This is a genomic window from Hoyosella sp. YIM 151337, from assembly GCF_026041215.1.
Lineage (GTDB): Bacteria > Actinomycetota > Actinomycetes > Mycobacteriales > Mycobacteriaceae > Hoyosella.
In genome coordinates, this window is sequence record NZ_JAPEIQ010000022.1 from 160,049 (window position 1) to 184,693 (window position 24,645).

General features: G+C 63.4%; 25 protein-coding genes. 6 read left to right on the top strand and 19 right to left on the bottom strand.

Annotated features, from left to right (window positions below):
• Window positions 1–75: 75 nt before the first annotated feature.
• Together ONR57_RS11670 and ftsY are read right to left on the bottom strand one after the other, a co-directional pair.
• Window positions 76–1,410, bottom strand: coding sequence for a phosphodiester glycosidase family protein (locus ONR57_RS11670; protein ID WP_265123559.1), 1,335 nt, complete (start codon window positions 1,408–1,410; stop codon window positions 76–78).
• Between the two features lie 143 nt (window positions 1,411–1,553).
• Complete coding sequence (gene ftsY, locus ONR57_RS11675; RefSeq protein WP_265123560.1) at window positions 1,554–3,029, bottom strand: signal recognition particle-docking protein FtsY; 1,476 nt, start codon at window positions 3,027–3,029, stop codon at window positions 1,554–1,556.
• Between the two features lie 204 nt (window positions 3,030–3,233).
• Here ftsY and ONR57_RS11680 point away from each other — a divergent pair, with 204 nt between their 5' ends.
• From ONR57_RS11680 to ONR57_RS11690, 3 genes are read left to right on the top strand one after another with little or no spacing between them, the layout of a single operon-like run.
• The gene (locus ONR57_RS11680) at window positions 3,234–3,956 is read left to right on the top strand and encodes a hypothetical protein (protein WP_265123561.1); all 723 of its coding nucleotides are present in this window, start codon (window positions 3,234–3,236) and stop codon (window positions 3,954–3,956) included.
• A 23-nt stretch (window positions 3,957–3,979) separates the two neighbouring features.
• Complete coding sequence (locus ONR57_RS11685) at window positions 3,980–5,929, top strand: sensor histidine kinase (RefSeq protein ID WP_265123562.1); 1,950 nt, start codon at window positions 3,980–3,982, stop codon at window positions 5,927–5,929.
• Window positions 5,926–6,555 carry a response regulator transcription factor gene (locus ONR57_RS11690; protein ID WP_265123563.1) on the top strand — a complete coding sequence of 210 codons (630 nt, stop codon included), beginning with the start codon at window positions 5,926–5,928 and terminating at the stop codon, window positions 6,553–6,555. The genes ONR57_RS11685 and ONR57_RS11690 overlap by 4 nt, the downstream gene beginning before the upstream one ends.
• Before the next feature lie 10 nt (window positions 6,556–6,565).
• On the opposite strand, the gene ONR57_RS11695 is transcribed toward ONR57_RS11690, so the two are convergent.
• The 12 genes from ONR57_RS11695 to ONR57_RS11750 all read right to left on the bottom strand — a co-directional run bounded on the left by ONR57_RS11695 (window position 6,566) and on the right by ONR57_RS11750 (window position 19,624).
• Complete coding sequence (locus tag ONR57_RS11695; RefSeq protein ID WP_265123564.1) at window positions 6,566–7,054, bottom strand: Na+/H+ antiporter subunit E; 489 nt, start codon at window positions 7,052–7,054, stop codon at window positions 6,566–6,568.
• The gene (locus ONR57_RS11700) at window positions 7,051–8,853 is read right to left on the bottom strand and encodes a proton-conducting transporter membrane subunit (RefSeq protein WP_265123565.1); all 1,803 of its coding nucleotides are present in this window, start codon (window positions 8,851–8,853) and stop codon (window positions 7,051–7,053) included. Before ONR57_RS11700 ends, ONR57_RS11695 begins: the two co-directional genes overlap by 4 nt.
• Complete coding sequence (locus tag ONR57_RS11705) at window positions 8,850–10,361, bottom strand: proton-conducting transporter membrane subunit (protein WP_265123566.1); 1,512 nt, start codon at window positions 10,359–10,361, stop codon at window positions 8,850–8,852. The genes ONR57_RS11700 and ONR57_RS11705 overlap by 4 nt, the downstream gene beginning before the upstream one ends.
• 1 nt (window position 10,362) lies before the next feature.
• Window positions 10,363–11,856 (bottom strand): complex I subunit 5 family protein, encoded by a 1,494-nt coding sequence (locus ONR57_RS11710; protein WP_265123567.1) that lies wholly within the window; start codon window positions 11,854–11,856, stop codon window positions 10,363–10,365.
• Window positions 11,849–12,181: an NADH-quinone oxidoreductase subunit K gene (locus tag ONR57_RS11715; protein ID WP_265123568.1), complete on the bottom strand. Its 333-nt coding sequence runs from the start codon at window positions 12,179–12,181 to the stop codon at window positions 11,849–11,851. Before ONR57_RS11715 ends, ONR57_RS11710 begins: the two co-directional genes overlap by 8 nt.
• Entirely contained in the window at window positions 12,174–13,112 is a 939-nt protein-coding gene (locus ONR57_RS11720) for a hydrogenase subunit MbhD domain-containing protein (protein ID WP_265123569.1), read from the bottom strand. Before ONR57_RS11720 ends, ONR57_RS11715 begins: the two co-directional genes overlap by 8 nt.
• Window positions 13,109–13,396, bottom strand: coding sequence for a monovalent cation/H(+) antiporter subunit G (locus tag ONR57_RS11725; RefSeq protein WP_265123570.1), 288 nt, complete (start codon window positions 13,394–13,396; stop codon window positions 13,109–13,111). The genes ONR57_RS11720 and ONR57_RS11725 overlap by 4 nt, the downstream gene beginning before the upstream one ends.
• Window positions 13,397–13,764: 368 nt before the next feature.
• Window positions 13,765–15,240, bottom strand: a complete 1,476-nt coding sequence (locus tag ONR57_RS11730) for an MDR family MFS transporter (protein WP_265123571.1) — start codon at window positions 15,238–15,240, stop codon at window positions 13,765–13,767.
• 186 nt (window positions 15,241–15,426) lie between these two features.
• A complete protein-coding gene (locus tag ONR57_RS11735; RefSeq protein ID WP_265123572.1) occupies window positions 15,427–16,644 on the bottom strand; it encodes a globin domain-containing protein in 1,218 nt (405 codons plus the stop codon).
• Window positions 16,645–16,685: 41 nt separating this feature from the next.
• A complete protein-coding gene (locus ONR57_RS11740; protein WP_265123573.1) occupies window positions 16,686–17,114 on the bottom strand; it encodes an Rrf2 family transcriptional regulator in 429 nt (142 codons plus the stop codon).
• Window positions 17,115–17,233: 119 nt separating this feature from the next.
• Entirely contained in the window at window positions 17,234–18,481 is a 1,248-nt protein-coding gene (locus ONR57_RS11745) for a reverse transcriptase family protein (RefSeq protein WP_265123575.1), read from the bottom strand.
• A gap of 561 nt (window positions 18,482–19,042) precedes the next feature.
• Window positions 19,043–19,624 carry a DUF1707 domain-containing protein gene (locus tag ONR57_RS11750; protein WP_265123576.1) on the bottom strand — a complete coding sequence of 194 codons (582 nt, stop codon included), beginning with the start codon at window positions 19,622–19,624 and terminating at the stop codon, window positions 19,043–19,045.
• Window positions 19,625–19,870: 246 nt separating this feature from the next.
• Between ONR57_RS11750 and ONR57_RS11755 the strand changes: the two genes are divergently transcribed.
• The 3 genes from ONR57_RS11755 to ONR57_RS11765 are packed head-to-tail and all read left to right on the top strand — an operon-like array spanning window position 19,871 to window position 21,548.
• Window positions 19,871–20,311: a hypothetical protein gene (locus tag ONR57_RS11755; RefSeq protein WP_265123578.1), complete on the top strand. Its 441-nt coding sequence runs from the start codon at window positions 19,871–19,873 to the stop codon at window positions 20,309–20,311.
• A 6-nt stretch (window positions 20,312–20,317) separates the two neighbouring features.
• Complete coding sequence (locus ONR57_RS11760) at window positions 20,318–20,944, top strand: GyrI-like domain-containing protein (protein WP_265123580.1); 627 nt, start codon at window positions 20,318–20,320, stop codon at window positions 20,942–20,944.
• A gap of 28 nt (window positions 20,945–20,972) precedes the next feature.
• Window positions 20,973–21,548 carry a dihydrofolate reductase family protein gene (locus ONR57_RS11765; protein ID WP_265123636.1) on the top strand — a complete coding sequence of 192 codons (576 nt, stop codon included), beginning with the start codon at window positions 20,973–20,975 and terminating at the stop codon, window positions 21,546–21,548.
• Window positions 21,549–21,560: 12 nt separating this feature from the next.
• On the opposite strand, the gene ONR57_RS11770 is transcribed toward ONR57_RS11765, so the two are convergent.
• From ONR57_RS11770 to ONR57_RS11790, 5 genes are all read right to left on the bottom strand, one after another.
• Window positions 21,561–21,905, bottom strand: a complete 345-nt coding sequence (locus ONR57_RS11770) for a hypothetical protein (RefSeq protein ID WP_265123582.1) — start codon at window positions 21,903–21,905, stop codon at window positions 21,561–21,563.
• Window positions 21,906–22,046: 141 nt separating this feature from the next.
• Window positions 22,047–22,370: a nuclear transport factor 2 family protein gene (locus ONR57_RS11775; protein ID WP_265123584.1), complete on the bottom strand. Its 324-nt coding sequence runs from the start codon at window positions 22,368–22,370 to the stop codon at window positions 22,047–22,049.
• 160 nt (window positions 22,371–22,530) lie between these two features.
• Window positions 22,531–22,821, bottom strand: a complete 291-nt coding sequence (locus ONR57_RS11780; protein ID WP_265123586.1) for a hypothetical protein — start codon at window positions 22,819–22,821, stop codon at window positions 22,531–22,533.
• Window positions 22,822–22,878: 57 nt separating this feature from the next.
• The gene (locus tag ONR57_RS11785; protein ID WP_265123589.1) at window positions 22,879–23,181 is read right to left on the bottom strand and encodes a hypothetical protein; all 303 of its coding nucleotides are present in this window, start codon (window positions 23,179–23,181) and stop codon (window positions 22,879–22,881) included.
• 536 nt (window positions 23,182–23,717) lie between these two features.
• A complete protein-coding gene (locus ONR57_RS11790) occupies window positions 23,718–24,335 on the bottom strand; it encodes a TetR/AcrR family transcriptional regulator (protein ID WP_374116437.1) in 618 nt (205 codons plus the stop codon).
• Window positions 24,336–24,645 lie beyond the last annotated feature (310 nt).

A 24,645-nucleotide genomic window follows, 5' to 3' on the forward strand; every position in this document is an offset into this window, starting at 1 on the left:
TCCAGTGTTTCGACAGCGTGAACGAAAGCCCGAAATGTGTTACTTCGACATTGCACCTGTGGGTATTCGTCCGGATTAATGGGCATCGTCAACACTCACATCACTCAGAATTGTGTGATTCGCGTCAATCGTCAGATCTCCCGCCGGGTTCTCAGCGGCTCCATTTTCCGCGTCGTCCGCCGCGGCACCGGACGTGGGCTCCCCGGGCAGGTTGTCCGGAACGGCCTCAGGAACACCCTCAGGATCCGGTGTGAATACCGGCGAACCGATCCCGAGCCACGCGGGGACGCTGCGACTTTCACCGTCTGGGCTGATTCCCGGGCTGCACACGGCCTCCGCAAGCTCTGGGCACGCGCCCGCAGGCGCGACACCGTCGGCAACGCCCTGTCCAGCCCAATGAACACCGCTGCCACGGTGGACAACGAGCGCCGATGACCCACCGCTGTCGAGCTGGACAGCCATCGTGGCGCCGAGTCCCCGGAACAGATCACCGAGTTCCGCTTGCGTTAGCCCGGACTCGGCGTCCATATTCGAGCCCGCCTGCACGAGGTACAGCCGATCGTACTTCGGGCTGTAACCGATCGCGCTGCGGCCGGTGCGTGCGTCGTCGGGGATGTCCACATCCCCTGACGGGTGCAGAAGCGACAGACCAGCGAACGCGACGAAGGCCCGGCCTTGCTCTTCAAGCTCGTCAAGACGCTGTTCCGCAGCGGGGTTCTCGAACGGCCGGGGAGCCACCAGCATGTCGATCGTGCTCTCGCCCGTACCATCCCCGCTGATGATGAAGGTAGCCAGGCGACCCCAGCCGTTTTCTAGCTCGCCCGTGAGCCCCATAGGCCCTTGATAGAAACGGCCTGTCCCGTCCGAACGCACGCCCTCGCTGAGCCGTTCCCGTCCCGGATCACCGTAGTTGTCGTAATACACCCCGAACGGCGTGCTGCAGTTGGTGTCACGCCAGCCGTACCCGCCGAGTTGTGGCCGGACATCAAAGAAATTGGTATTGATGAGAATCGCCGGGCGCTCCAGCGCTTCCCACGCCTCGCGTGCGCTGAACAGCGCCGACTGTTGCGGTGTGCCGTCTGCCGTGCGCGCATTGGGATTGTCAGCGCAGCGCGCGGCGCCGCCGTGTGCGTCGAGGAGCAGTCGTCCCGTGATCGACTGTGAGGCGTTCGGTATCACCACGATCCGAACGTCACGCTGCGTCGAGTACCACTCGAGGCTGACGGATTGCATTGGCGCGGGGTAGTCCGTGCCCGCCTGATATGCGACGACGTGTCCCCCGGCCGCGTCGAGAGCTTCGGCGAACAACGCGCGCGCGTCAGGTGGTGCCGCGAGCCCAAGCGCGGGGCTCATCGCCGCACACGACGCTACTGCGAGGCATACCAGAAAACGACGAAACCGGATGCGCATGGCCAGCCTCCTGGTGGGGCGAGTCGAGGTTCCTGACGGTGCCTCTTATCGCACCAGGTGCCGCCGCGTGTGCCATTGCACGACGCCGCACGCATCCGGTTCGTCCTCTTATTGTGATCGGTCCTTCATCTAAAACGCTGCGCTCACAGCAAGGCGTCGACAAACGCGCCAGGCTCGAAAGGTGCCAAATGGTCCGCGCCTTCGCCCAGCCCGACGAGTTTCACCGGAACTCCGAGTTCGTGCTGCACCTGGAACACGATGCCGCCCTTCGCGGTGCCATCAAGTTTCGTCAGCACGACGCCGGTGATGTCGACCACTTCTGCGAACACGCGCGCTTGCGCTAGTCCGTTCTGGCCGATCGTCGCGTCGAGGACAAGCAGCACCTCGTCCACTGGTGCCTTCTTTTCCACAACTCGCTTCACTTTGCCCAACTCATCCATCAGGCCGGTTTTGGTGTGGAGGCGGCCAGCGGTGTCGATCAAGACGCAATCGACCCCTGTCTCGATGCCCCGGCTGACGGCGTCGAACGCAACCGAGGCTGGGTCGGCCCCTTCACGGCCGCGAACCACTTCGGCGCCCACGCGCTCTGCCCACGTCTGCAGCTGATCCGCCGCCGCGGCACGGAAGGTGTCTGCAGCACCGAGCAGTACGCGGCGGCCATCAGCGACGAGCACGCGGGCAAGCTTGCCGGTGGTGGTCGTCTTGCCTGTGCCGTTGACACCAACGACTAGTGCGACCGAGGGCCGGTCGCCGTGCGGGAGCACCCGGATCGAGCGATCCAGGTCTGGACGCAGCGCCGCGACGAGGACGTCTTTGAGGACCCCACGCGCCTGCTCTTCGTTACGGACGGTGCGGCTCGCCATCTCTTCGCGCAAGCGATCCACGATCGCGGTGGTGGTCGCGGCGCCCAAATCAGCGATCAGCAGCGTGTCTTCGACTTCTTCCCACGAATCTTCGTCGAGGTCGCCTCCGCCGAGCAGGCCGAGCAGGCTCTTGCCGACGGCGTTCTGTGATCGCGAAAGCCGTCCGCGCAGCCGGTTGAGACGTCCCTCGGTGGGTGCGATTTCCTCGATCTCGGGCACGGCTTCTACGGGTGCGGGTGCTTCGGCGGTCGCGGCTGTTTCGGGGGGGACCGTTTCCGGCTCGCGCTCGACAGGCACTTCGGGAGCTACCGGTTCGGCTTCGGCCTCAGCAGGCGCTTCGGGAGCTACCGGTTCGGCTTCTTCTACCACCGACGGTTCGGCGGTGACACGCGGTGTCGGCGCTTCCGGAATGGGAACGTCACGTATCGGACGTTTCGGCGCATCTCGAGGAATCGCCGCATCGTCACCGACGTGCGGCTGACCTTCAGTATCGGTTCGTTCGATAGTGGGCGGCGTGGTGTCACGCGGCGGTTCTGCCGGGGTCTCAGGTGGCGGCTTCAGCGCGGTCGATCCGGAGGGCCCTTGCGCGAAGCTGAACCCTCCTGCCGCCTGATAACCGCCGGATTTGTCCTTCTCGACCTCCGGCGGCTTCGTCAGCGTGATCTGCCGGCGCCGGTACAGAATGGCACCAGCAACCAGCGCGATGAGAATAAGGGCGGCTACTACCGCGACGACAATCCAGAGTTCGGTGGTCACCCGGGAGAGTATTCCAAACCTGCGGCAGGTCTGTCGCATGCGTTGCAAACCCACCGCAAGGCCGGTGTCCCCTCCGCAAACTCCCCTTGGCCCGGGACATCCGACTCTGTTGGCCGGGACACGCCCACACATAAGTTTCTCGCCAGCGCCTGAGCCGGAGTCTTGGCCCAGTCCACCTAACCGACACACAACGCAGGAGCGACCGTGACGACTATTCGGGAATTCAGTTCCCCTTACGCCCCCGATGCCACCACAATTTCAGCGCGGCCCAGCGGTCGTGGCTGGCAGTTCGCCGGGCTCGCAGCAGGCGTGGCGGGTACCGTCAGCATCGGCACCAGCATGAAAATTGATGCCGTGTACGCCGCCGATGACACGAGAGACGTCGCTGCCCAGCTTCACAGCCAGATCCCGGCCCTGCTTACCTTTCATACCGCGACGGTTATAGCGGCTGTCTCGATCATCGTGTTCGCGGCTGGCCTGTCTCAGCGGCTCCGCAGCCGCGGGTTGACCGACAGCATTCTGCCGCAAGTTTCTGCGTACGGGCTCATACTTGTCGCTACCGCGCTGCTGCTGGGCAGCGGACTCAACACGGAGTTCATTTTTGGCGCTTTGGCATCGGCCGATCCGGGTGCGGGCCAGCTAGTCCCGGAGGCTGGTGTCTTTTACGCGCATTGGATCGCCACAATTCCGTGGCTGTGGCTCGGCGCTGGCGTGAGCGCGATTACACTAGCCATCGCTGCGCTGAAACATGGCGCAGCTCCTCGCTGGATCGGGTGGGCCAGCGCGCTGCTGGGCGGTGTCACGCTGTTGTTCGGCCTATCGCCGTTGCAGTACATGGCCGGATTCACTGGCCCGGTGTGGCTTGTGCTCGCCGCGCTCGGACTCTGGCTCAGTAGCGGCACGCGCACGAGTGCAAGACCCTCGTGACTCTCTTAACCCAGGAGTTGTGAATGGCCGGTGACGCGGCGCGGAGACGCTGGGCGGCAGGGGTTGGACTCGCGGCCTGGGGGCTGTCAGCCGTCGCTGTCGTCACCTTGCTCGCGGCCCGACCAGCCGTGACGCAAGACCTCTGGTTCTTCCTGGTGGACATTACTGTCGCGTGTGTCTACGGAACGGTGAGCGCGGTCATACTCCAGCGCAAAACGCACCCAGTACCCGTCATCCTCGCACTCACCGCACTTGGCGGCGGCCTCGCCGCCCTGGGGTTCGCCTATGGCTCGCTGGGCGAACGGACTGGACCGCTGCCGTCTTACGACGCGGTCGTCATGCTGAGCTCGACGGCCTGGGTTCCCGGCACGCTGGCGCTCTTCCTCGTGGTGCCGTGGCTCGTGCGAAACTCGCCTCTGACGTCAGCTGCGCTCGCTGGTGCAGGCATTGGCGGCACAGTCGCTGTTGTTTTCACAGTTGTGTCGGTTTTCGATCTGCCGATGCGGATGACGGCACTCGCAGCAAGCGCTGTCGCCTTCGGAGCGCTGACCACGGCCGACGTGATCCGCCGCTGGATGCGCGGGCCGATCGCCGAGCGCGCAGGCCTCGGCTGGCTGGCCATCGGAACCGCGACCATGACAGGTTCATTCGTACCACTCGCCTTGCCAGCGGGTGCTGAGCTGCCAATCTGGGTGATCCCGGCACTGCATCTCACCGCCCAGGCGTTCTACCCGGCGGCAATACTCGTCTCGGTGTTGCGGCAGCGCATGTGGGGCCTCAATCTCGCGATCAGTCGGGGGACGGTGGCTGCCGTGCTCACCTTTTTTCTGGTGTTTGTCTACGTGGCCGTCACCGTAGTTGTTACGAGGTTTGTGCCTGGTGAGGGGTACGCACAAATACTCGCGGCAGCTGTAGTAGCGGTCGCGGTCCAGCCGTCACGCCTCTGGGTGCAGCGCCGGGTGCACCGGCTAGTGTATGGCTACTCCGGCGAGCCTGGGCTGGCGGCGCGAGCCATCGGGCGCGGGCTCTCGCTAGGTGACGGACACATTGACACGCTCAGGGGGCTGGTCGCGACGCTTGCTTCAGCGCTGCGGCTTCGCTTCGTGGAGGTCTCCGCACACGGCCTCCCAACGGTGAGTTTCGGAGTGCGCAGCGAACTGAATTCGCTCACTCTCGAGCTCAGCCATGCCGGGAGCACCATCGGACAGATACAGGTCGCGCCACCCCCAGGTGAGTCGCTCGACACCCGATCGCGTGCGCTGCTCGACGAGTTGTCGGCCGTAGTTGCCGCAGCGGTGGCACTGGCTCGCGCGCAGCGGGAACTCAGCCAGTCGCGCAATCGGCTGACAGCAGCCCGGCTCCACGAGCGCCGCGTCATCCGCCGGGAGATCCATGATGGGCTTGGGCCTTCACTCGCGGGTATACGATTGGCTCTGCACGCGCTCCGGTCCCACATCAGCAACAACCCGGAGGCCGCCGCAGAACTCGCGAACTCACTCGTCCAGGAGGTTGATCGCCTCGCGGAGGATGCTCGCACGTTGTCGAGAAGTCTGCTGCCGCCGATCCTGGAGGACCTTGGACTCGCCGCTGCGCTCGATGATCTTGCCGAGCGCCAGCAGCAACCGGGACTCACGATCGCTGTCGTTGTCGACGGCGTACTTGCGGGTGACCAGCTTCCGGACGCCACTGCGAGCGCTATTTACGGGATTTGCGCGGAGGCGCTGCACAATGTGTCGCGGCATAGCGGTGCTGATCGGTGTGAAATCGCAGTGACCTTCGACGACAGACCAGGCAGCCACGTGCTCGTCACCGTGACCGATAACGGTGCCGGGATTGCAGGCGACCAGCCGCGCGGAGTCGGGCTCCGCACAATGCGCGAGCGTGCGGAAGAACAGGGCGGCATGCTGGTCATAGAATCGGCTGAACCCGGCACGCGGGTGACCGCCCGCTTACCGATCGGAGTGTTCGCATGATCCGGATTGTCGTTGTGGATGACCACCCGGTCTTCCGTCTCGGCATGACGGCACTGTTGCGGACCATGGACGACATCGACGTCGTCGGTGAAGCTGACAGCCCCGAGTCCGCCACAATTATCGACGGCACTGTCGACGTGGTGCTCATGGACCTGCATCTCGGTTCCGCGTCCGGTATCGCGCTCACACGCGATTTGACTACGCGTTATCCGAACCTGCGCGTGCTCGTGATCACGATGCTTGAGGACGAGGATTCCATCGTCGCGGCGGTTCGCGCCGGTGCGCGCGGCTACGTGCTCAAAGGGGCAAGCCCCGCCGAAATCGAGCGTGCGATCCGGACAGTCGCTAACGGCGACTTGATCCTTAGCGCACGGGTCGCGGCTCGAGCTCTCTCGACGCTGAGCCGGGCACCATCTGTGCCCGCGGTTTTCCCTGACCTGACCGACCGCGAGCGCGAGGTGCTCGACCTTGTCGCAAGAGGACTCGACAACACCAGCATCTCGCGCCGGCTTGGGCTGAGTCCCAAAACGGTCCGCAACAACGTCTCCACTGTGCTCGCGAAACTGCGGTTGCCGGACCGCTCAGCTGCGATCGTTCATGCACGCGAATACGGGCTGGGACGATAACGAGCCCTGGTTACCCAGACTTTCCCAGCACCGCCCCGAGCCGCTGCTCCAGTTCAGCGAGCTGATCCCGCGAACCCATCTCTTGGTCGAGCGTGTGAATTCGCACCTCCGCATCGTCGAGACCAACGCTGAGCGTTCCAGGCATCAAACTGCAGAGAACCACGAGCGCAACCCGGCCTAACCCATCCGGTAGGCCGGTACGGTAGGTGAAGACAGACGGATCCAGATCCACAGGCCGTCGCAACGCCCGAACGGCTACATCAGCACCACCGCGGACGGACTGCCACAGAAACCAGCCGAGCAGTCCAATAACGGATGCCGTGCGCCTCATCACCGCGCCACGGCGCTCCCGTGGTGGCAGGAGCCACAGCGACAGGGCTGCCGAAATGGGGACAACGAGCAGCGCATAGTGGAGCACGCCCCACTCTCCCTCGGTGATCACCCACCACAGAAGACCGAACAGCACTATCCGCAGCGCCACCGCTCTCCACCGTGTCATGTGAGGATCACCACCGCGATCAGCGTGCCCAGCGCCAGCGCGCCGGCACACACAAGTGTGACGGCACCAGAGCCCACCCACCCGGCAAGACGGTGCTCGAGACGTTCCACGCGGCGCGCTCCCCGCGCCGTCCGGTGCAGCGCCGCCTGAGCTTTGCTCAGCGACGCCGCACGCTGGTCGCTCAGTGCGTTCGCTCCGCGCTGAAGCGCGACCCCGGTCCGGTGCGCCATGCGTTCTTCCGGTATCAGCAAGTCTCCGGCAGGCACCGTGTGACTCCAGAAGGATCGGACGATGCTGCTTGTTCGTTCGGACCGTGACAGCAGCACTCCCGCACCGGCCAGCAACAGCCCCGTGAGAATCGGCCACGCCGCGTCCCACATCGGCGCAGGCGCTAGACCTGGAACGCTGAGGAGCGGAGACCATTGGAATGCCAGCAGCCACGTCAGGACAGTCCCACCGATAATCAGAATGGACCAGCTCACGATCGCGCCGTCAACGCCCCACGCGTGGTCGCGAGGACCGCTGAGCAGCAGCCAGCCAGCGCGCAGTAACAGCAGCGTGGAAATCGTGCCTACGAGCGGCAATAAGTCCGCGAGTTCCACTCCGAGGAATCCAGCCGGTGCGATGGCTTCTTTCGCGGCGTACTTCGCAACGGCCCCTGAGCCGAATGGCGCTCCCGCCACGGCGAGCGCAAGCAGGCAAAGTCCGCCGATCACCCAATATCGGATCCAGCCGTCACCGTGGGTGCGCCACACCGTCACTCCGAGGAACAGTCCGCCCTTCGCCATGCCGTGATGTACCGCGTACACGACAGCGGCGAGCACACATGCCGGCGCCAAGACTGGTTCGGCGAGCGCGGCCCCGACCAGCACGGTGAGGAATCCCATCTGGCTGATGCTGCTGTACGCGAGCGCCACCTTTGCATTGTCCTGCATGACGCCCGGTATCAATGCGGCAAACGCTCCCACTAACGCGACGATGACGAGCACTGTTCCCCACACGGGCATAGCAATCTCGCCTAGTGGAAGGAACCGCAGCCAGCCAACGAGGCCCGCTTTGATCATCGTTCCGCTGAGCACGGCACTCGCTGGAGGTGGAGCCGCGGGGTGCGCCAGTGGAAGCCACACGTGCAGCGGAACGGTTCCGGCTTTAACGCCGAATCCGATGAGCAGAAGCAAGACGATCGGTTCGGCATGGCCGGACTCGGCGACCGCCGCTGGCGCGTCGGCCAGCATCAATCCGCCTGCGCTGACGATCATCAGGAGTGCGGCGAGCGTCGCCATCTCCCCCACGAGCGTCAGGACGATATAGACGCGGCCAGCGCGGATTGCCGTGCCGGTGCGCTCGTGAATGACAAGCCCATAGGCAGCCAGACTCATCGCAGCGAAGCCGAGATAGAAGGTGACGGCATCCGCGGCGACGAACACCAGCGCATTGCCCACGAAGCTCACCAGCAAGAAGGACGACAGCACGTGCGCCCGCTCGGTTCGTGAGCTGTAGGTTGCGATGAGTGCTGCCGCGTAGAGGAGCACAGCGACGAGCAGAAGTGGACGTGCTATGTCGTCCACCGCAACGTTGGTGCCGAGTAGCAGCCACGGCAACTCGGCGGTTCCAGCCGCGGGGCCTTGCACTGCGAGAATCCCGCCGGGGATAAGTGTGGCGGCGGCGTATTTGGTGATCGTGTCCCTGAGGCGCAGCGCCCATCCGCCCAAATCGGCGACATGCGTAATACCGAGGCCAGCCACCGCCAGCGTAGGCAACAGGAACGCGGATATCCACAGCAGGTTAGCGAGAGTCATGGGCCGTAGAACCCTTCCGCAATGACACGCGCCAGTTCCACGGTCGAGATGTCAAGTCCAGCGAACACACCGACACCGAGCGCAAGGACAGCAGTGATCACTGTGGGGACGAGCAGGGCGGGAGGGGCCTCCATTCTGATGCGCACTTTGCTTGGGTGGACGTTCCATTCGGTGCCTGGCTCTGGTTCCCGCCACCACATCGCATACACCGCGGGAAGGAAGTAGGCGGCGTTAAGGAGGCTGCTGGTCACAAGGATCGCGAGTATCCACGCCTGGTCCGCGTCGAGGGCCCCTAAGCCGAGGTACCACTTCGATACGAATCCCGCGACCGGCGGAATACCGATCATGCCGAGCGCACCGATCGTGAAAGCTGTGCAGGTGAGCGGGAGGCGCCGTCCCACCCCGGCGAGTTCACTCACCTTCTTGATGCCCAGCGTTTCTGCGAGCACACCGACGCAGAAGAATAGCGTGATCTTCATCAGACCCTGGTTGACGATATGCGCAACCGCCCCCGTTGCCGCGAGCACCGCGGGAATCGACAACCCGAGCGCGATGTATGAGAGTTGACTCACCGTTGAATACGCGAGCCGGGCTTTCAAACCGTCCTGCCGGAGCGCCTGTACCGAACCGTAGATAATCGTGACGCACGCTAAAGCCAGCAGCGGAGTGAGCACCCCAAGCTCGCTCGCGATGTCGATCCCGTACACACCGTTGACAACCAGCGCGATCCCGAAGACGCCCGCCTTCACCACCGCGACCGCATGCAGCAGCGCACTCACCGGCGTGGGCGCCACCATTGCCTTTGGCAGCCACGTGTGCAGCGGAACGATCGCCGCTTTTACCGCGAGTCCCGCGATCAGCAATCCGAAGATCACCATGGCGGTCCGAGGCCGTGTTTGTGCGAGTTCGGCAACCTCGGCGCTGCCTCCGGCAGTGAACTCCACGGGCCCGACGAGGGCAGTCAGCCACACAGTGCCCAGGAGCAGGACAACGCCGCCCGCAAGCGTGAAACGCAGGTACGTGCGGGCGCCGTCAAGCGCGTCAGGAGTTTGCCGATGCGCCACGAGCGGATAGGTAGCGATCGTCAAAAGCTCGTAGAACACCAGGAATGTCACCAGATTGCCTGACAGCGCGATTCCTGAGGTAGCCGTGACACACAAGCTGAAGAACGCGAAGAATCTGCTGTTATGCGGCGCATTCTCCAAATACCCAATCGCGTAGATCGTCGTCAGCAGCCATAGCACGGACGAGAGCGCCAGAAAGTAAAGTGCGAATGGATCGACACGTAGTACGAAATCAATGCCCGGGACAAACGGAGCGCGCCACTCCAGCCGGTCCCCCGCCACCACCGGCGCGATCAAAGCGAGAACGACACCCACCTTCAGCGCGGCACCAGTCAAGTTGACGGTAGTCCGAGTGCGATGCTGGTCGTCCCGAAGAAAGAAGATCACCATAGCGGGCACGAGCGACAGGCTGAGGATCAGCAGCGGCATCCAGGCAACACTCATGTCAGTGCACCACCGCTACGATCTGCAGCAGCTCCGTGAGTTCCACGGAGCGAAGCCCCAGCAGGATGGTCAGCACAGCGAGCGCGAGGGCCGAGTACTGCATCCGCGGCGGAATCGCGCGCTGATCACCGCGGACCCGCGGAAACTTACCCTGTTCTGCCCGGACAGGGTGCGCAGCTCCGTCGCTATTGTCGAGCAGAATCGCAAGCACCCGGGCGGTGTAGGCGAAGGTCAGCAATCCGCCGAGCAGCAGCACCGGCAGCCACCACCATTGTCCAGCTGCAAGGGACGCGTGCAGAAGCTGCCACTTGCCGACGAAAGCGAGCGTCGGGGGCAGACCGGCCAGGCTCACTCCCGCGATCGCCAGGGAGGTTGAGGCCACCGGCATCCGCGTGGCTGTGCCCCGAAGCCGGTCGAGCTCGTCTGAACCGTGCGCATGTGCAAAACTGCCCGCTGCCATGAACATCGCAGCTTTCGCCAGGCCGTGCGCGAAGAGGAACAACAGCGCGCCCTCCCACGCCAGTGCGGCTGCGTCCTCTCCGCCCGCGACAACCAGTGGGAACAACAGGAAGAAGTAGCCCACTTGCGCGACGGTCGAATACGCGACCACACGCTTGAGTTTCTTCTGGCGCAACGCGAGCACGCCGCCCCACACCGTTGCGATTGCGCCCACGATTCCCAGCGCGTACGCGAGCACAACTGGTGCTGCGTCACCCGAAAGCATCGTCCAGATCCGAACGAGGATGAAAAACGCGGCTTTGATCACTAAGGCCGACATCAACGGACTGACCGCCGCTGGGGCGCCGGCATGGGCTGGCGGCAGCCACGCGTGCAACGGAAACAGCGCGGCCTTGATCGCCAGGCCAAGCGTCATTGCCCCCACGGCAATGAGCATCACCGTGCCGCCAGCCGTTTCGCGGGCGGCACCAGCCGTTTCTAGAGTCCCGGTCTCGGCGTACAGGAATGCGACACCGAGCAGAAAGAGGAACGAACCGAGGACCGCGATGAGCAAGTACCGCAGTGCGGGAAGCAGTGCGTCACGCCCCCCAAGCGCTACCATCGCAACCGCGGCGACGGTAAGCAACTCGAGCGCCACATACGTGTTGAACAGGTCCCCTGATACGTAGACAGCGTTCAGCCCGGCGAGCAGAAACAGCCAGAGTGGCCAGAACCACGGGCCACCAGTGACATTCTCGGAACCACCGGCGTAAACGCATACCGCGAACCCCACCGCCGCCGTCAGCACAAGCATGACGGCGCTGAAACCATCACTGACGAGCGCGATTGCTACGGGAGTCTCCCAGCCGCCAAGTGGATACACGAGGGTACCGCCAGCCCACACGCCGTACGCCACAGCTGCGGCACCAATCATCAGAACTGCTGTCACTACTGTGCCCAGCCGCGCTGACCAGGCGGCGGACGCGCGCGTGGTGAGCGCTGTCAGTACCGCGCCAGCGAGCGGCAGCAGCACAAGCGCTGGGAGTAGGTTAGACATCGGACTCCCGTGCAGGGTCAGGAGTCCCGTCGGTAGCCGCGTCATCAGCGTCCGCGGCTCTTTCGATGCGTCGCACGAGAACAAGCGCGAATCCGGTGACGCTCACCGTGATGACGATCCCAGTGAGCACGAGTGCGTGGACTACTGGGTCCGGGTTGTGTTCATCGAGCACAGTCGCCAGCGCCATGAGGATGAGCAGGACGCCCGCTCCAGCGACGTTGAGGGCGATGACGCGGCGCAGCAAATCCGCGGTGACAAGTACACGCGCTGCCCCGAACACAAACAGCGCGGCACCCACCAGGATGAACCATTCAGCCTTAGTCACCTCGCCTCCGCTCTGGCCCGCCGGCGATGAACAGCGCGGCTAGTCCTGCACCGATGCTGATCGCGAGGGCACCCTCGATCACAACCACGACGCTGCCGCCCCAGCCTTGGGCGAAGTCCAGCCATTCGCGTCCCGCTGCGAATGTCGCGGCACCGGCGGCGATGAACAGCGCAAGACCCGCAAGTGCGGCTGGCACGGCCCAGCGTCCGGTGATCATCGCTCGTGTCTGCCCGGAAAGATAGAGGAGCAGCAAACCGCCCGTGAGGACCGCTCCTGCCTGAAAGGCGCCACCCGGCTGTGTGGAGCCCGCCACAAGAATCCAGCCGGCGAGCATGACAACGATCGGGGCGACCACTTTAGCGAACCCGATGACCACTGGACTTGTTTCGCGCGTCCATTCCACGCTCCGCAGCGTGCTGTCCGTCAGTAGTGAGAGCGCAGCCACAACGGCTGCAGCGAGCACTGCGATCTCGAGCAACGTGTCGTAGGCGCGGAAATCGAGCAGCACCGCAGTGATCGGGTGTTCCACCACCGCGTCGCTGAGCGCCTCCCCGGCCTGAAATTGCAGCGGTTCGCTGGGCACCGTACGCGCTGCCACAACCGCAACCCACCCAACGAGGACCAATGTGGTGAGCGCGATCCCCCCTTCGAGCGCGGCCAGGGTCAGCCGCGCCCGGCCTGAACTGCCACGCGACGCTGGTTCCGAATGCTCGGTCGCGGCCGCCAGAAGCAGCGCCCCGGTCACGCCTGATGCGATGGCCGCCTCCGCGATTGCAATGTCGGGTGCACCCAGGCGGGCCCACAGCAGCATCAACAGGAGTCCGAGTACCAGAAATGACATGATCGCGACGACCCGGCGCCCGGCATAGAGCGCCGCGGCCGCACCCGCGAGCACCACCACCCCGAGCAGGGTGTCAAACCCTGTCATCATTGAGCCGGCTCCTCGCCGGTGTTGCGGCGCGCGAGAAGGAACGCGCTTGTGCCTGCAGCCGCAAGCGCGAGAAACCAGATCACAACCAGTTTTAGGGCGGTCGCGACGGAATCAGATTGCACGATTAACCCGAGAACAATCAGCCCGAGCCCTAGATTGTCTGCTTTCGCTAGGGCATGCACGCGGGTCCGCAAGTCAGGAAAGCGCAGGAGTCCGATCGTCCCTGCTGTGAAGAAAACACAGCCGGCTCCGATGAGGAGAACGGACGCGATGTCGAGGATCATGTGCGCGCACGCTCTCCGACGATGCGGACGATCACAATCAGCGCTGCAAGCGCCACGAGCGCGAGGGCGGCGTCCCGCAGCGCGGGCATAGCTGTCGCCTGGGCCAGCAGAATGAGTACCGCCGTCCCTGAGGTCGATAACAGAAGGAGGCCGGTGAGGCGGTTTCGGGCGTCCGGCCCCAGCCCGATGCGCAGTGACGCGACAGCGATGTTCAGCAGTAGGACGATCGCCGCCGCGATCAGAACCTTGTCGATCTAGGTTCACCCCCTAGGCCGTGCGCCTGCCGCCAGTCTCACTTTGAACCTACCGTAGGCGGCATCGCTGTCCGATGCCGCCTACGGTGCTCAATGTCGCCGCGTTCGTGCGGGCTAATGCGCGGACTGGCTTCGCGGCGTATCGCTCGGCTCGCTGTGGTAGCCGTCTGGCCGGTTCGGCATCAGCACTGCAACAACGACGACCAGCACACCAAGAACTGCACCGACGCCGAACGCCCACTGATATCCACCGACCGCAGCATCGTGCGCATCCATTCCGGAATCAGTAAGTGTGGCAGACCGTGCAGCGAGCACGGTTATCACAATGGCAGTCCCCATCGCGGCTGCAACCTGCTGCAATGTCGCCAGCAGTGAGCTGCCGTGCGAGTAGAGCTCGCGCGGCACGGCGCTGAGGCCGAGCGTAAACACCGGGGTGAACACGCACGCGAGGCCCACCATGACCACAATGTGGGCCGCAAGCAACACCCACATGGGCATAATCAGGCTTACCCGGGTCAGAATGATCAGCGCACCCAGCACCCCGATAGCACCCGGTATCACGAGCAATCGGCCGCCGTAACGATCGAAGCACTTGCCGACCGTCGGACCGAGCAAGCCCATAGCCAGCCCGCCCGGCATCATCAGCATCCCGGCTTGGAGCGCAGACAGGTCGCGGACGTTCTGCAGGTACAGCGGGAACAGCACCATTGCACCCATCATCGCCATGAATCCCACAGCCATCAGCACCAAAGCGAGCGCGTACGTCCGATGCCTCAGAGTGCGGAGGTCAAGCAGCGGTCCTTTGCCGCGCTGCAGCCACCGCTGCCGCAGCACGAACGCCGCAACGCCAAAAGCGCCGAGGGCGATCGTGAAGACCGGTGACACGATGGGGGCAGGCGCACCGATCTCGCTAAGCCCATATACGAGCACGCCGAAACCGAGCGCAGCGAGCACCACGCTGAGTACGTCAAGAGGGGCTCCGCCCGTTTCACCGACGTTGGTGAGGAAGCGCAAGCCCACCCCGGTTATCGCCACCGCGAAGGGTAGCACCGCGATGAACACGAGGCGCCACGAGCCGAGTTCGAGGAGAAGGCCGGACACCGCGGGCCCCATCGCCGGAGCGACCGAGATCGCGAGCATCACGTTGCCCATCACACGTCCGCGGTGCCTTTCGTCGACTAGCGTCATCAGCGTCGTCATCAGCAGCGGCAGCATGACGGCGGTACCAACAGCCTGAATGATGCGGCCCGCGAGCAGAATTCCGAAGGTAGGTGCCGCCGCAGCGACCAGTGTGCCGAGGCAGAACACAGACATCGAGGCACCGAAGGCCGCGCGGGTCGTGACGCGCTGCAGGAACCAGCCTGTGGTCGGAATAACCACGGCCATGGTGAGCATGAAGGCCGTCGACAGCCACTGTGCGGTGCGCTCTGTGATGGCGAAGGCCTCCATGAGCGTCGGCAGCGCGTTAACCAGGATTGTCTCGTTGAGGATAACGATGAATGTGGCTGCCACCAGCCAGTGCAGTACTCGCGGCGTACGGGTCAGCGCGGCGGCAGGGGGAGCGTATGTCTCCACAGTCGAATTGCGCACGCGGCGACCTTTCGTTGATGGCGGGATTCACGCGATCGCCCCGGCAGAAATACTGTGCCGGGGCGGCGTGTACCGCACAAAAGTACGCCCGGTGCGCGACCTCCGCAACGCATTTTTCACGCAGTGTGCGTTATGCGAATATGGCGTGATCTCGAGACCGCCCGCAGCACACGGGAAGCATTCAGCCTATGACGCGAGCCATGCGTCAGGACCAAAAACTTCGTAGTGCACGCGGTCCGCAGGAATGTGACGTGCACGCAGCTCAGCACGAACTGCCTGCATGAATGGCAGCGGTCCGCACAGATACACGTGTGCGTCAGCGGGAATGGCCACAGTACTGAGATCAACAAATCCGGCCCGGATCATGTCAGTTTCGTTCCGGTGTCCGAGGTCTTCGTACCACCGATACAAAGCCGCTGTAGGCATGCGGTCAACAGCGGTCTTGAGCTCATTCCGGAAAGCGTGCGCAGCCTTGTTCCGGTCGGCGTGCACGACGGTAACCTGCCGCTCTGAACCCGACTCAACGAGATGTCCCAGCATGCTCATCACGGGGGTGCAGCCGATGCCCGCGGTGATGAAGACGAGCGGATCAGTGCCCGCACCAGGCAGCGTGATGTCGCCGAATGGCAGTGAAACCTGCAGCCGATCACCCTCGAAGATGTTGTCGTACAGATAGTTCGACACCTCCCCGGCAGGCTGGCTCACTCCATCGTTTGCCAGTTCGGTGATCCGTTTGACCGTGATGCGCCAGCGATCCGTGCGCGGTGCGGCGGAAAGGCTGTACTGGCGAATTTGCCGCGCACCGTCGGGCAAATGCACACCAACCGAGATGTACTGGCCGGGGCGGAACTGTGGAAGCGCCGCGCCCCCAGCGGCAGCGAGCACGAAGGAAACCGCGTCCCCTGATTCGTGGCGCCGACCCACGACCTCGACTGTGCGCCACACATCGCCATCCTCGACCCCGGCAGCGTTATAGAGCCCGCGCTCCGCTTCGATGAGCGTATTAGCCATGTCCCAATACACTTCCGTCCAGGCCCGCGCGACCTCGGGCGTCGCGGCAGCACCAAGGACTTCAGCGATTGCCGCGAATAGGTGCTCGTAGACGATCAGGTACTGCTCCGCCGTCACACCAAGTGACGCGTGTTTGTGCGCGATCCGGCTGATCAGTTCCCGAGGCTGAGGAGCTCCTGGAGTGACGAGCAGCGTTGCGTACGTGGCGATCGAACCTGCGAGCGCTTTCTGCTGCTCGCCGCTGGCTTGGTTGCCGCGGTTGAATAGGTCGCGCTCGAGCTCCGGGTGGGCTGCGAACATCTTCTTGTAGAAGAGCGGAGTGATGTCTCCGATCGCGGCGCCAACGGCCGGCAGCGTCGCGCGCACGACTTCTGTTGCTTTGTGTGACAGCACGGTTCCTCCTGAGTGTGGTGAGGCGCTAGCCGTGTGGCCAGCTAATGCAGCGCGAGTAGCACCGTCTTGATGGGTGCGGTAGTAACGTCGCTGACGGTCATCGCGTCAAGTGAGCTGTAGAACGCGTCTTGCGCTTTACGCAGGGCGCCGCGGAGGCGGCAGTTGTGCCGCAACGGACACGGATGGTCGCCTTCGCAGGTGACTATTTCCCCGTCCCCTTCGAGTTGCCGGGCCAGCCACCCAATGGAGACGCCCCGCCCCCGATCCGTGATCGACAGCCCTCCCCCTTTGCCCCGGCGCGCATCCACGACGCCGAGTTCGCGAAGGCGGGTCACGACCTTCGACATGTGCGTGTACGACACGGCCACCTGGTCCGCTAGCGCAGCGGTAGTGATCGTCTCGTCTGCAGCCGCGACAGCCAGCCGCATGACCGCGCGTAACCCCAGGTCAGTGAACTGCGTGAGCTGCATACGGGGAGCGTAAGTTAATTGGAATCCACAATGCGGATTATGTGCGCTGGCTCACCGGAACGGGTGACCAAAGACCTTACCGAGGGACCAAAGTCCCTGGGGACCAGGGCATTTCGCTCCTATTCCCACACGATTCGGCGCTCCAGCGCGCGCAACTTGCCGAGCCTGCGCGGATTCGACTCGCCAACCCAGGCAATGCGGCCGCGAACGTACTCACGAAAGTGCGGCAGGCCATCACGGTTCTGAGATGCGGCGCCATAACGGATGCAGTTGAATAGCAGCGCTTTGAGGGAGTCGAAATCCATGCGGCTCGCTTGTGGCTGCTGGTTGACGATCAGCCCGGTGAGTCGCTGCTGCCGGTGCTCCCGCATCACTTTCGTTTTCGAGTGATGCACAAAGAAGCCCTCGTCACGCACGATCTCACGCACCGTCCACAGCAGTTGCTCAACGTTTACCCAGTCCCCCGAAAATGCAAGGTCGTCGGCGTAGCGCGAGTAGTGCAGCCCGCGCGAACGTGACAGAGCAGCGAGGCGGCGATCCAGGTTCCGCGCAGCTAGATTCGCCAGTGCAGGCGAGGTCGGCGCGCCCTGCGGTAAGTGTCGCGCACGCAGAAACGACGCCTGTTCGTATGGCATGCCCCGCACTACCGCGACTGGAGTAGCCGTGGTGCACAACCCCGTGAGCAATGCAGACACGGTCGGCGGATACCCGAACGAACTGAAAAGCGCACGAACACGCGAGGCGCCGATCGTGCTGAAGAACCAGCGCAAATCCATTTTCACTACGATGGCAGCGCCTGCGTGCCCACTCGCGAACGTATACACACTGCGACCCCGCGTGAAACCATGCGCCGCGCTGTGCACGGGCACCTTGCCGAGGACATTGTGGAGGATGCGCCGCTGAATCTCCCGCAACCGTTGCTTTGGCGCCTCAATCAGTCGCGGGCCGTTGCGGTACCGGTAGTGGTGCAAGGGTCCTGGCTTATTGCGCAGCCTCCCCTGCACATCGGCGAACCATTCGAGTTCGGGCATCGTGAGAGTGAATGTGTGACAGAGTGCGGCCGGGGTCTGCCAGCGCGGAACTCCGAATCTCCACACGGTTGACTCGGTGACGCTGACGTCGACATCAGCTTTAGGCAGGTGCGGAAGCTCCGCGAGCATGTTGCGGACCGAGGTTTCCCCACCTATGGGCTCGCTTGGCATGAGGTCAAGAACGCGGCGCGCGAGCAGTTCCGCGTCGGCAGCACCCGCGTTACTGAACCGCTCGGCAAGTCCACTCAAGGTCCACGAACCAGCGATAGCGGCGGCGGCGAGGCTGTCTGCCTGTTCTTGTGTCACCGCGCGGGGCGGCCGAGCATCTTTCCTCATCGGGATCCAGCGAGTGGGGTGCGAGGCGCGGCGCGACCAGAACCTTTTGTCAGCGGCGCGCTGTCGCACGCGGAGCATGCCGTGGTGCGCCGGACGGTGTGCCCAACTCGAAATTCACAGCCCGGGGTTGCCCCGGACATGGACAGGGCTCTCGCCCATCCACTCTCGCGCCAGCGCACTCGCACACGTCACAGGTTGCCACAATTGTGCGAGAAGATCATTTTGGCGCAGCGACTGTCGGGGTTGCCCGCCTGTTGAGAATCTGCCCGGTCCGTGGCGAGGGCGAATTCCCAGCGTCCGGGCAAACAGAGAGAATTACCCGGCCCGAACCGGTCTAAACTCGCAAGTTACATATATCTCAATTGGTTGACCCGCGTCACAGCGAGCCATACATTGTGATGACCCTCACCGGAAGGGGGAGTCGGGACCCCCGATTCACCGAGGGAAGTCCCAGATCGACGAGGAACCGCGCACACAGTCGATTTTCGGGCGCGGGGGTGAGGCTGCAGAGCGAGCGCCCTCCCAGGCACGCCAGACAGGCTCACCCCCGCCATTTTCCCATCAGCGCATGAAGCGCCACTTGCGCGGGTAGCGGGCGACAACGTTGCCCATCCCTGCAGACCCCGTCACCCGGATCGTCGCCTCGGCCGGTGAGGCCGCATAACCGAGCTTGTTTTTGACCGAGCCCATGGATGTTTTCACCTCATCGGTACTAACCGTGACACCTTCCGGGACGATTAGCACAATGTCACCCATATTTGCCGACGCTTCGACCAGCACTTGGCCGTAGGGAAACTCAGCCTCGGTGAAATCGAGTTTGAGGGTGCCCATCGCAGTGCTCGCGACAATATGGTTCGGCACCTTCCAGAACCCATCACGTTTGATGTCGGAAAACCCTGCGTTCAGCCGCAGCGGCTGCGCCGACGACGGCGCAGGCACCGCGCCAGGCATCCTCGGCACCGGCAAGTCTGCTACCACAACGTCAAGATCCGCATACGTCACTGCAGCGTACGCCGCCGCCAAGCGTTCATCGAGCTCACTCAGCGTGATGCGCCCCTCCGAGTGCGCCTGATTGAGAATTTTCACCGCAACTTCGCGGTCGCTGTCCGACGCGCGCATGCTTCGCCGATCCGGTTGGGTCATACGTACATGGTACGAAATGATCTTGCGCAGGTCAGTTTAGGGACTTTGGCCTACTCACCTGTGTACTTACGCCTCCCGATATGCACGCCAAAGCTCGATACGTTCCGTGTGTTCACACAAAACGCTGGGAGGAAAGACATGGACTGGCCAACTGCCCTCGTGATTATCGCCGCGATCATCTCAGCCATGATCGTCCTGACGACCTACATTGGCTCCCGGGCCAGCAAGAAGTAGCGGGACATAGCAATGTCTGCCGTCACCGCTCCGGCGCAGACGCATGTGGCTTCGCGCCGATTTGGTTATGGTGTCGCCGCGCTGATCAACGGGCTTCTGATGGTGCTGATCAATGTGAGGCCCGGGTGGGAGGCAGTACCGTTCCTCACCGAAGCCACCCCGCAGGTGCTGGGACCGGTTAACACGACGTTGGCAGCTTCCCTCGTCGCGAACGTACTGTACATCGCCTACAGTCCACGCTGGATTACCGCGTTTGGTGGTGTAATAACCACGGCGGTGGGGCTTGTCGCGGCAATACGGATGTGGCAGGTCTTCCCCTTCGATTTTCGGGAAAGCACCATCGACTGGAGCATCATCGCGCACGGCGTGCTCGCCGTGGCAGTCGCAGGAAGCGCGATAGCGGTGCTCGTTCAATTAGGAATGCTTTTGCGAGCCATCGTCGCAAGACAGTGAGGGCGAATGGAAAAGGTCGACTTCAAGAAGACGCTCGACACGTATCAGGCACCGCGTGGCCAGTTCCGTATCACCGACGTACCCACCATGCGGTATCTGATGACCGACGGCCACGGCGACCCCAACACCTCCGCAGAGTTCGCTGATGCCATCGAAGCCCTATATCCGGTGGCGTACAAGCTGAAGTTTGCGAGCAAACGGGACGCCGGGCGCGACTATGTGGTGCCACCGCTGGAGGGCCTGTGGTGGGCAGCGGATATGGAGACGTTCACGGCTGCCCGAGACAAGTCGCAATGGGACTGGACCCTGATGCTGATGGTCCCGGAATGGATCACCCCCGCTGCGGTCGCCGACGCCATGGACAAGGTCCGGGTGAAGAATGCGCCAGCACGTTTCGACGAGGTGTACCTCCAGAGCCTGTCGGAAGGGCTCTGTGTGCAGACACTCCATGTCGGCGCGTTTGACGACGAAACAGCGGTGCTCGAGCGCCTGCACAATGAATTCATTCCGTCGCAGGGACTGAGGATGACCGGTAAGCACCACGAGATCTACTTCAGTGATTTCCGCAAGGTCCCACCCGAGAAACAACGCACGATCCTGCGGCAGCCCGTGGCTAGGGTGTCACCCGGCTAACCCGACAAGTATCGTGATCGGGGTGGCAATGCGAGAACTCGTCTACTACGTCGCCGTCAGTCTCGACGGCTACATTGCAGATCCGGATGGCGGATTCGACGCGTTCCTCATCGAAGGCGACCACGCCTCTGTGGTCTTCGGGGAGTACGCTGACGCGCTCCCCGTGCACGCGCGCACCGCACTCGGCATCGACCGGCCGCAGTCTCGATTCGACACCGTGATCATGGGGTGGAACACGCTCACTCCCGCGCTCGACATCGGCATCACCAGCCCCTACCCGCATCTTCGACAAATCGTCGCGAGCCGGCGCCCGCGCGACCTCGACCCGGATATCACACCCACCAGCGACCCCCTGACCACCGTTCGCGACTTGAAGAAGCAAAAAGGCTTAGACATTTGGCTCTGCGGCGGAGGCCACCTCGCCGGTGCGTTGTTGCCTGAGATCGACCGTCTCGTCCTGAAGCGGAATCCGGTCGCTTTCGGCTCAGGCATCCCGCTTTTCGGTGATGCGCCATACGAACCCCGGGCGTTCACTCTGACGAAGGCACGCACCTTCGAGTCGGGCGTGATCGTCGAGGAGTACCTTTCCCGTGGTTCACGCTGAAGGCGATCGGGGCTATCGTTTGCGTGCGAACGACGTTGCTACCGCGACCCACGACAACACGACCGTCAACCCGGCTTTCAGTGACTGCACGCCGCCGAAGACGCGCGGTTCGCGCAGCGCCCTAGGCTCAATTGTCGCGTCCTGCTTCAGCGCTTTCGCTGACGTGCCCTCCTCGAGCGCACCGAGCCGCTCAATAGTGATGTTGCGCACCGTGTCCGGTTCCACACCGAACTGACTCGACAGCAAATGCAGCAGCGTTGCCACATTAGAGACGTCAGTACCTTCCACAACGACGAGTTCACCGGACTCGGTGGTGCACTGCTCCCAGCTCACAGCGACTTTTCTCTGCTTCGGCATTTGTGCCCCTCCCACCCCACTCTGTTGGACGCACACGGCCACCACTTAGCAACAGTATGTAACCAACATTGGAAATACCCGAAGAGTGGCGTTCTATACCTCCTAGCCGGGGCGAGGTGTCACAGCGGAGGCGCTAGTGGCTCACCCGCTCGGGATCCGAAACTCGCTGACCTTGCCGTCAGCGACCGTGACGTATGCGTGGCTCGACCCATTGAATCGGTTGCTGCGCCACTCGAATTGGATTTCGGTGACGTTGCCCGCTGTAGTGGCATTCGTTATCTGAATACTGGCGTTCTGCCCAATGGCATCCGTATCCGCCCAGCTGGCGACGCCGTCGGCGCCATTCAGAACTCGGCCCCAGTCGTTGACCACACCGTCGGCCGTAAACGCGGCGACAAATGCCTCTTTGTCACCATTGTTGATGGCGTCGACCAGGGACTGGATAGGTGCGGGAAGTTCACTCATAGATTCACTCTCCAACGACGTTGAACTGAAGGAATCACCCTGGCCTGGCGCGACACGCCAGCGTCAGCGCTGCCGCAACCCGCGGCAGCGGCGGCAGCCGAGCTGCCACCGGGTCTCGAATGAGACCTTCCCAATAGGCAGGCTACCCCGAAACCTGCGATCATTGCGGCGCCTGCCCTGGGTGTACGGGTGAGGAACGCCGGCTGGCGAGGTATGCGCCACCCACTGCGACAAGTCCGGCGGGCAGAATGTTGACCAGCAGGATAGGCAACTCTTCAGCGAGGCTGTAGCCATGACTGAGACCGAGGCCCAGGTTCGCGATCATCGCAACAGTCCACAGCGCAATGAAAGCAATCGCTGCTCCCCGCGAACCTAATCGACTCCGCTTCCCCATTGCGAGTGCAACCAGCGCAAGCAGGATTCCGGCGGAGATAATAATGAGTGTCCGCATGTGCAGCCAGGCCTCCTGTGTTGATGCCTGAGCGTCGACTGCTCAGCGCGTGGATGGTTACTGATAACGCTCATGACGGCGCGGCGCGTGCGGTGATTGCTCGTCGAGTGACCGCCGGTACCGCACGCACCCTTCCATGAAATCGGGCCATGGCGGGATCACAGGAACAGGATCGGTGACTTCTGGGAGCAGGCCCCACAGCGCCGGATGGTGCCAGCAAAGGCCGTGGCCGCTCGCATCGCGGTGCTCCCGGATTCCCCGACGCAGCTGCCGGATCTCAGCGATTAGTTCTTCGCGGGTCATTTCCGTGAGATCATCGTCCACACCCACGATGCTCGCAGCGAGGATCGATCCCGACACGCCCCTACTTTCAGGGGCATCGCTGCGTGGGGTGGTCAGACACCATCGATCCGTTTCGGTGACCCAGTAGGGCTGTGATGGCGCAGCCTGTCGCCACAGCCCGGGCAGTAGTCGCGAAGGTGTTCGTGAGGCTCGGAGATTGCCATGGTTTGCGTCTCTCTGGAGTAGGTTCCCGGTCTGGTTGACAGACTTTCCAGCCATACCCGACGTCTCAGACGGTTTGTGTTCACCGTGTTCGCAAGGGACACCATCTGCGATACATAACCAGGTCAGTGGCTATTTTTGCGCCAAACTGGAGTTGAATCGGCGTCTCGGTTTCACACCCTCAGTTTGGGTGTACCGCTCCGGAGTTTTGGCTCCCCACGGGCACTCACGGAGCCGCTTCATCGCTTTGTACGCTGTGGATTGCGACCTACAGATGCCGCGCTCCTCCGCGAACTTCGCGATCTGTGAGTGTGTGAGGCCGGTCTCCGGCGCGGCCTCCGCAATGAGACGGCCCTGCCGGAGCCAGGCGGCTCGCTCGTCCGCCGACCAGGTCAGAACTGTTCCGTGAGAAGACTGTCGACCAGTTCGCGGGCCGCGGGAAGTGCTCGATCATCGCCGAGGCGCAGGCCGGTATTGGCCGCACCAACAACGGCATCCAACTCGAACGCGACCGCGTACGGATCACGCCCGGGCAGAGCCCCATCGCGTTCCTGCGCCCGCCGGATCACCGTGCAGAGCAGGTCGAGCAGATCCGCCCGATCCTTCGAGAGTGCATCGCGCACCGGCCCTGGACGGCTGTCGAACTCGGTGAGCACGGCACACCGGAAACATCCGCCAGGGAACGGCGACTCGGCGATATAGCCGAACCACCGGTCGACCAGCGCTCGCAAGCGAGGAATACCCGCCGGTTCGCGTAGCGCGGGCCGCACCACCCTTTCGAGAAATACCTCGCGAGCACTGGACACCGCAGCGAGTTGTAGTTTCTCCTTACTCCCGAACAGGGTGGCCACACCGCTCTTGCTGATACCGAGATCGGCGGCCAGTCGGCCGAGACTGAGCCCGGTCAACCCCTCGATCGACGCCACTTCCGCGGCGCGCCGGGCGATCTCGGCACGCGCCCGTGCACCCTTGAGCAGTCGCTGGTCGGTGGTGCCTCTCGCACCCGGCATGTCCATCATCTCGGAATCCATCCTTGCATAAACGAACGACCGATCGTACTGTCTAAAGTGTACGACCGATCGTTCGTTTTGTTTCGATCCCTGCAGAAAGCACTTCCATGACCGATATGCCCCCTTAGCCGGCCGCAACAAGGGCGTCGCGGAACACCCGCCCCACCCTGCTCATCGCCTGCGGTGCAGCCTTCATTGCCTTTCTCGATCTGTCCGTTGTCAATATCGCCTTCCCCGCCCTCGGTCGCGACCTCACCACACCACGGCCAGCACGCTCATCCGGGTGGTCAGCGGCCGCATTCCACATTCT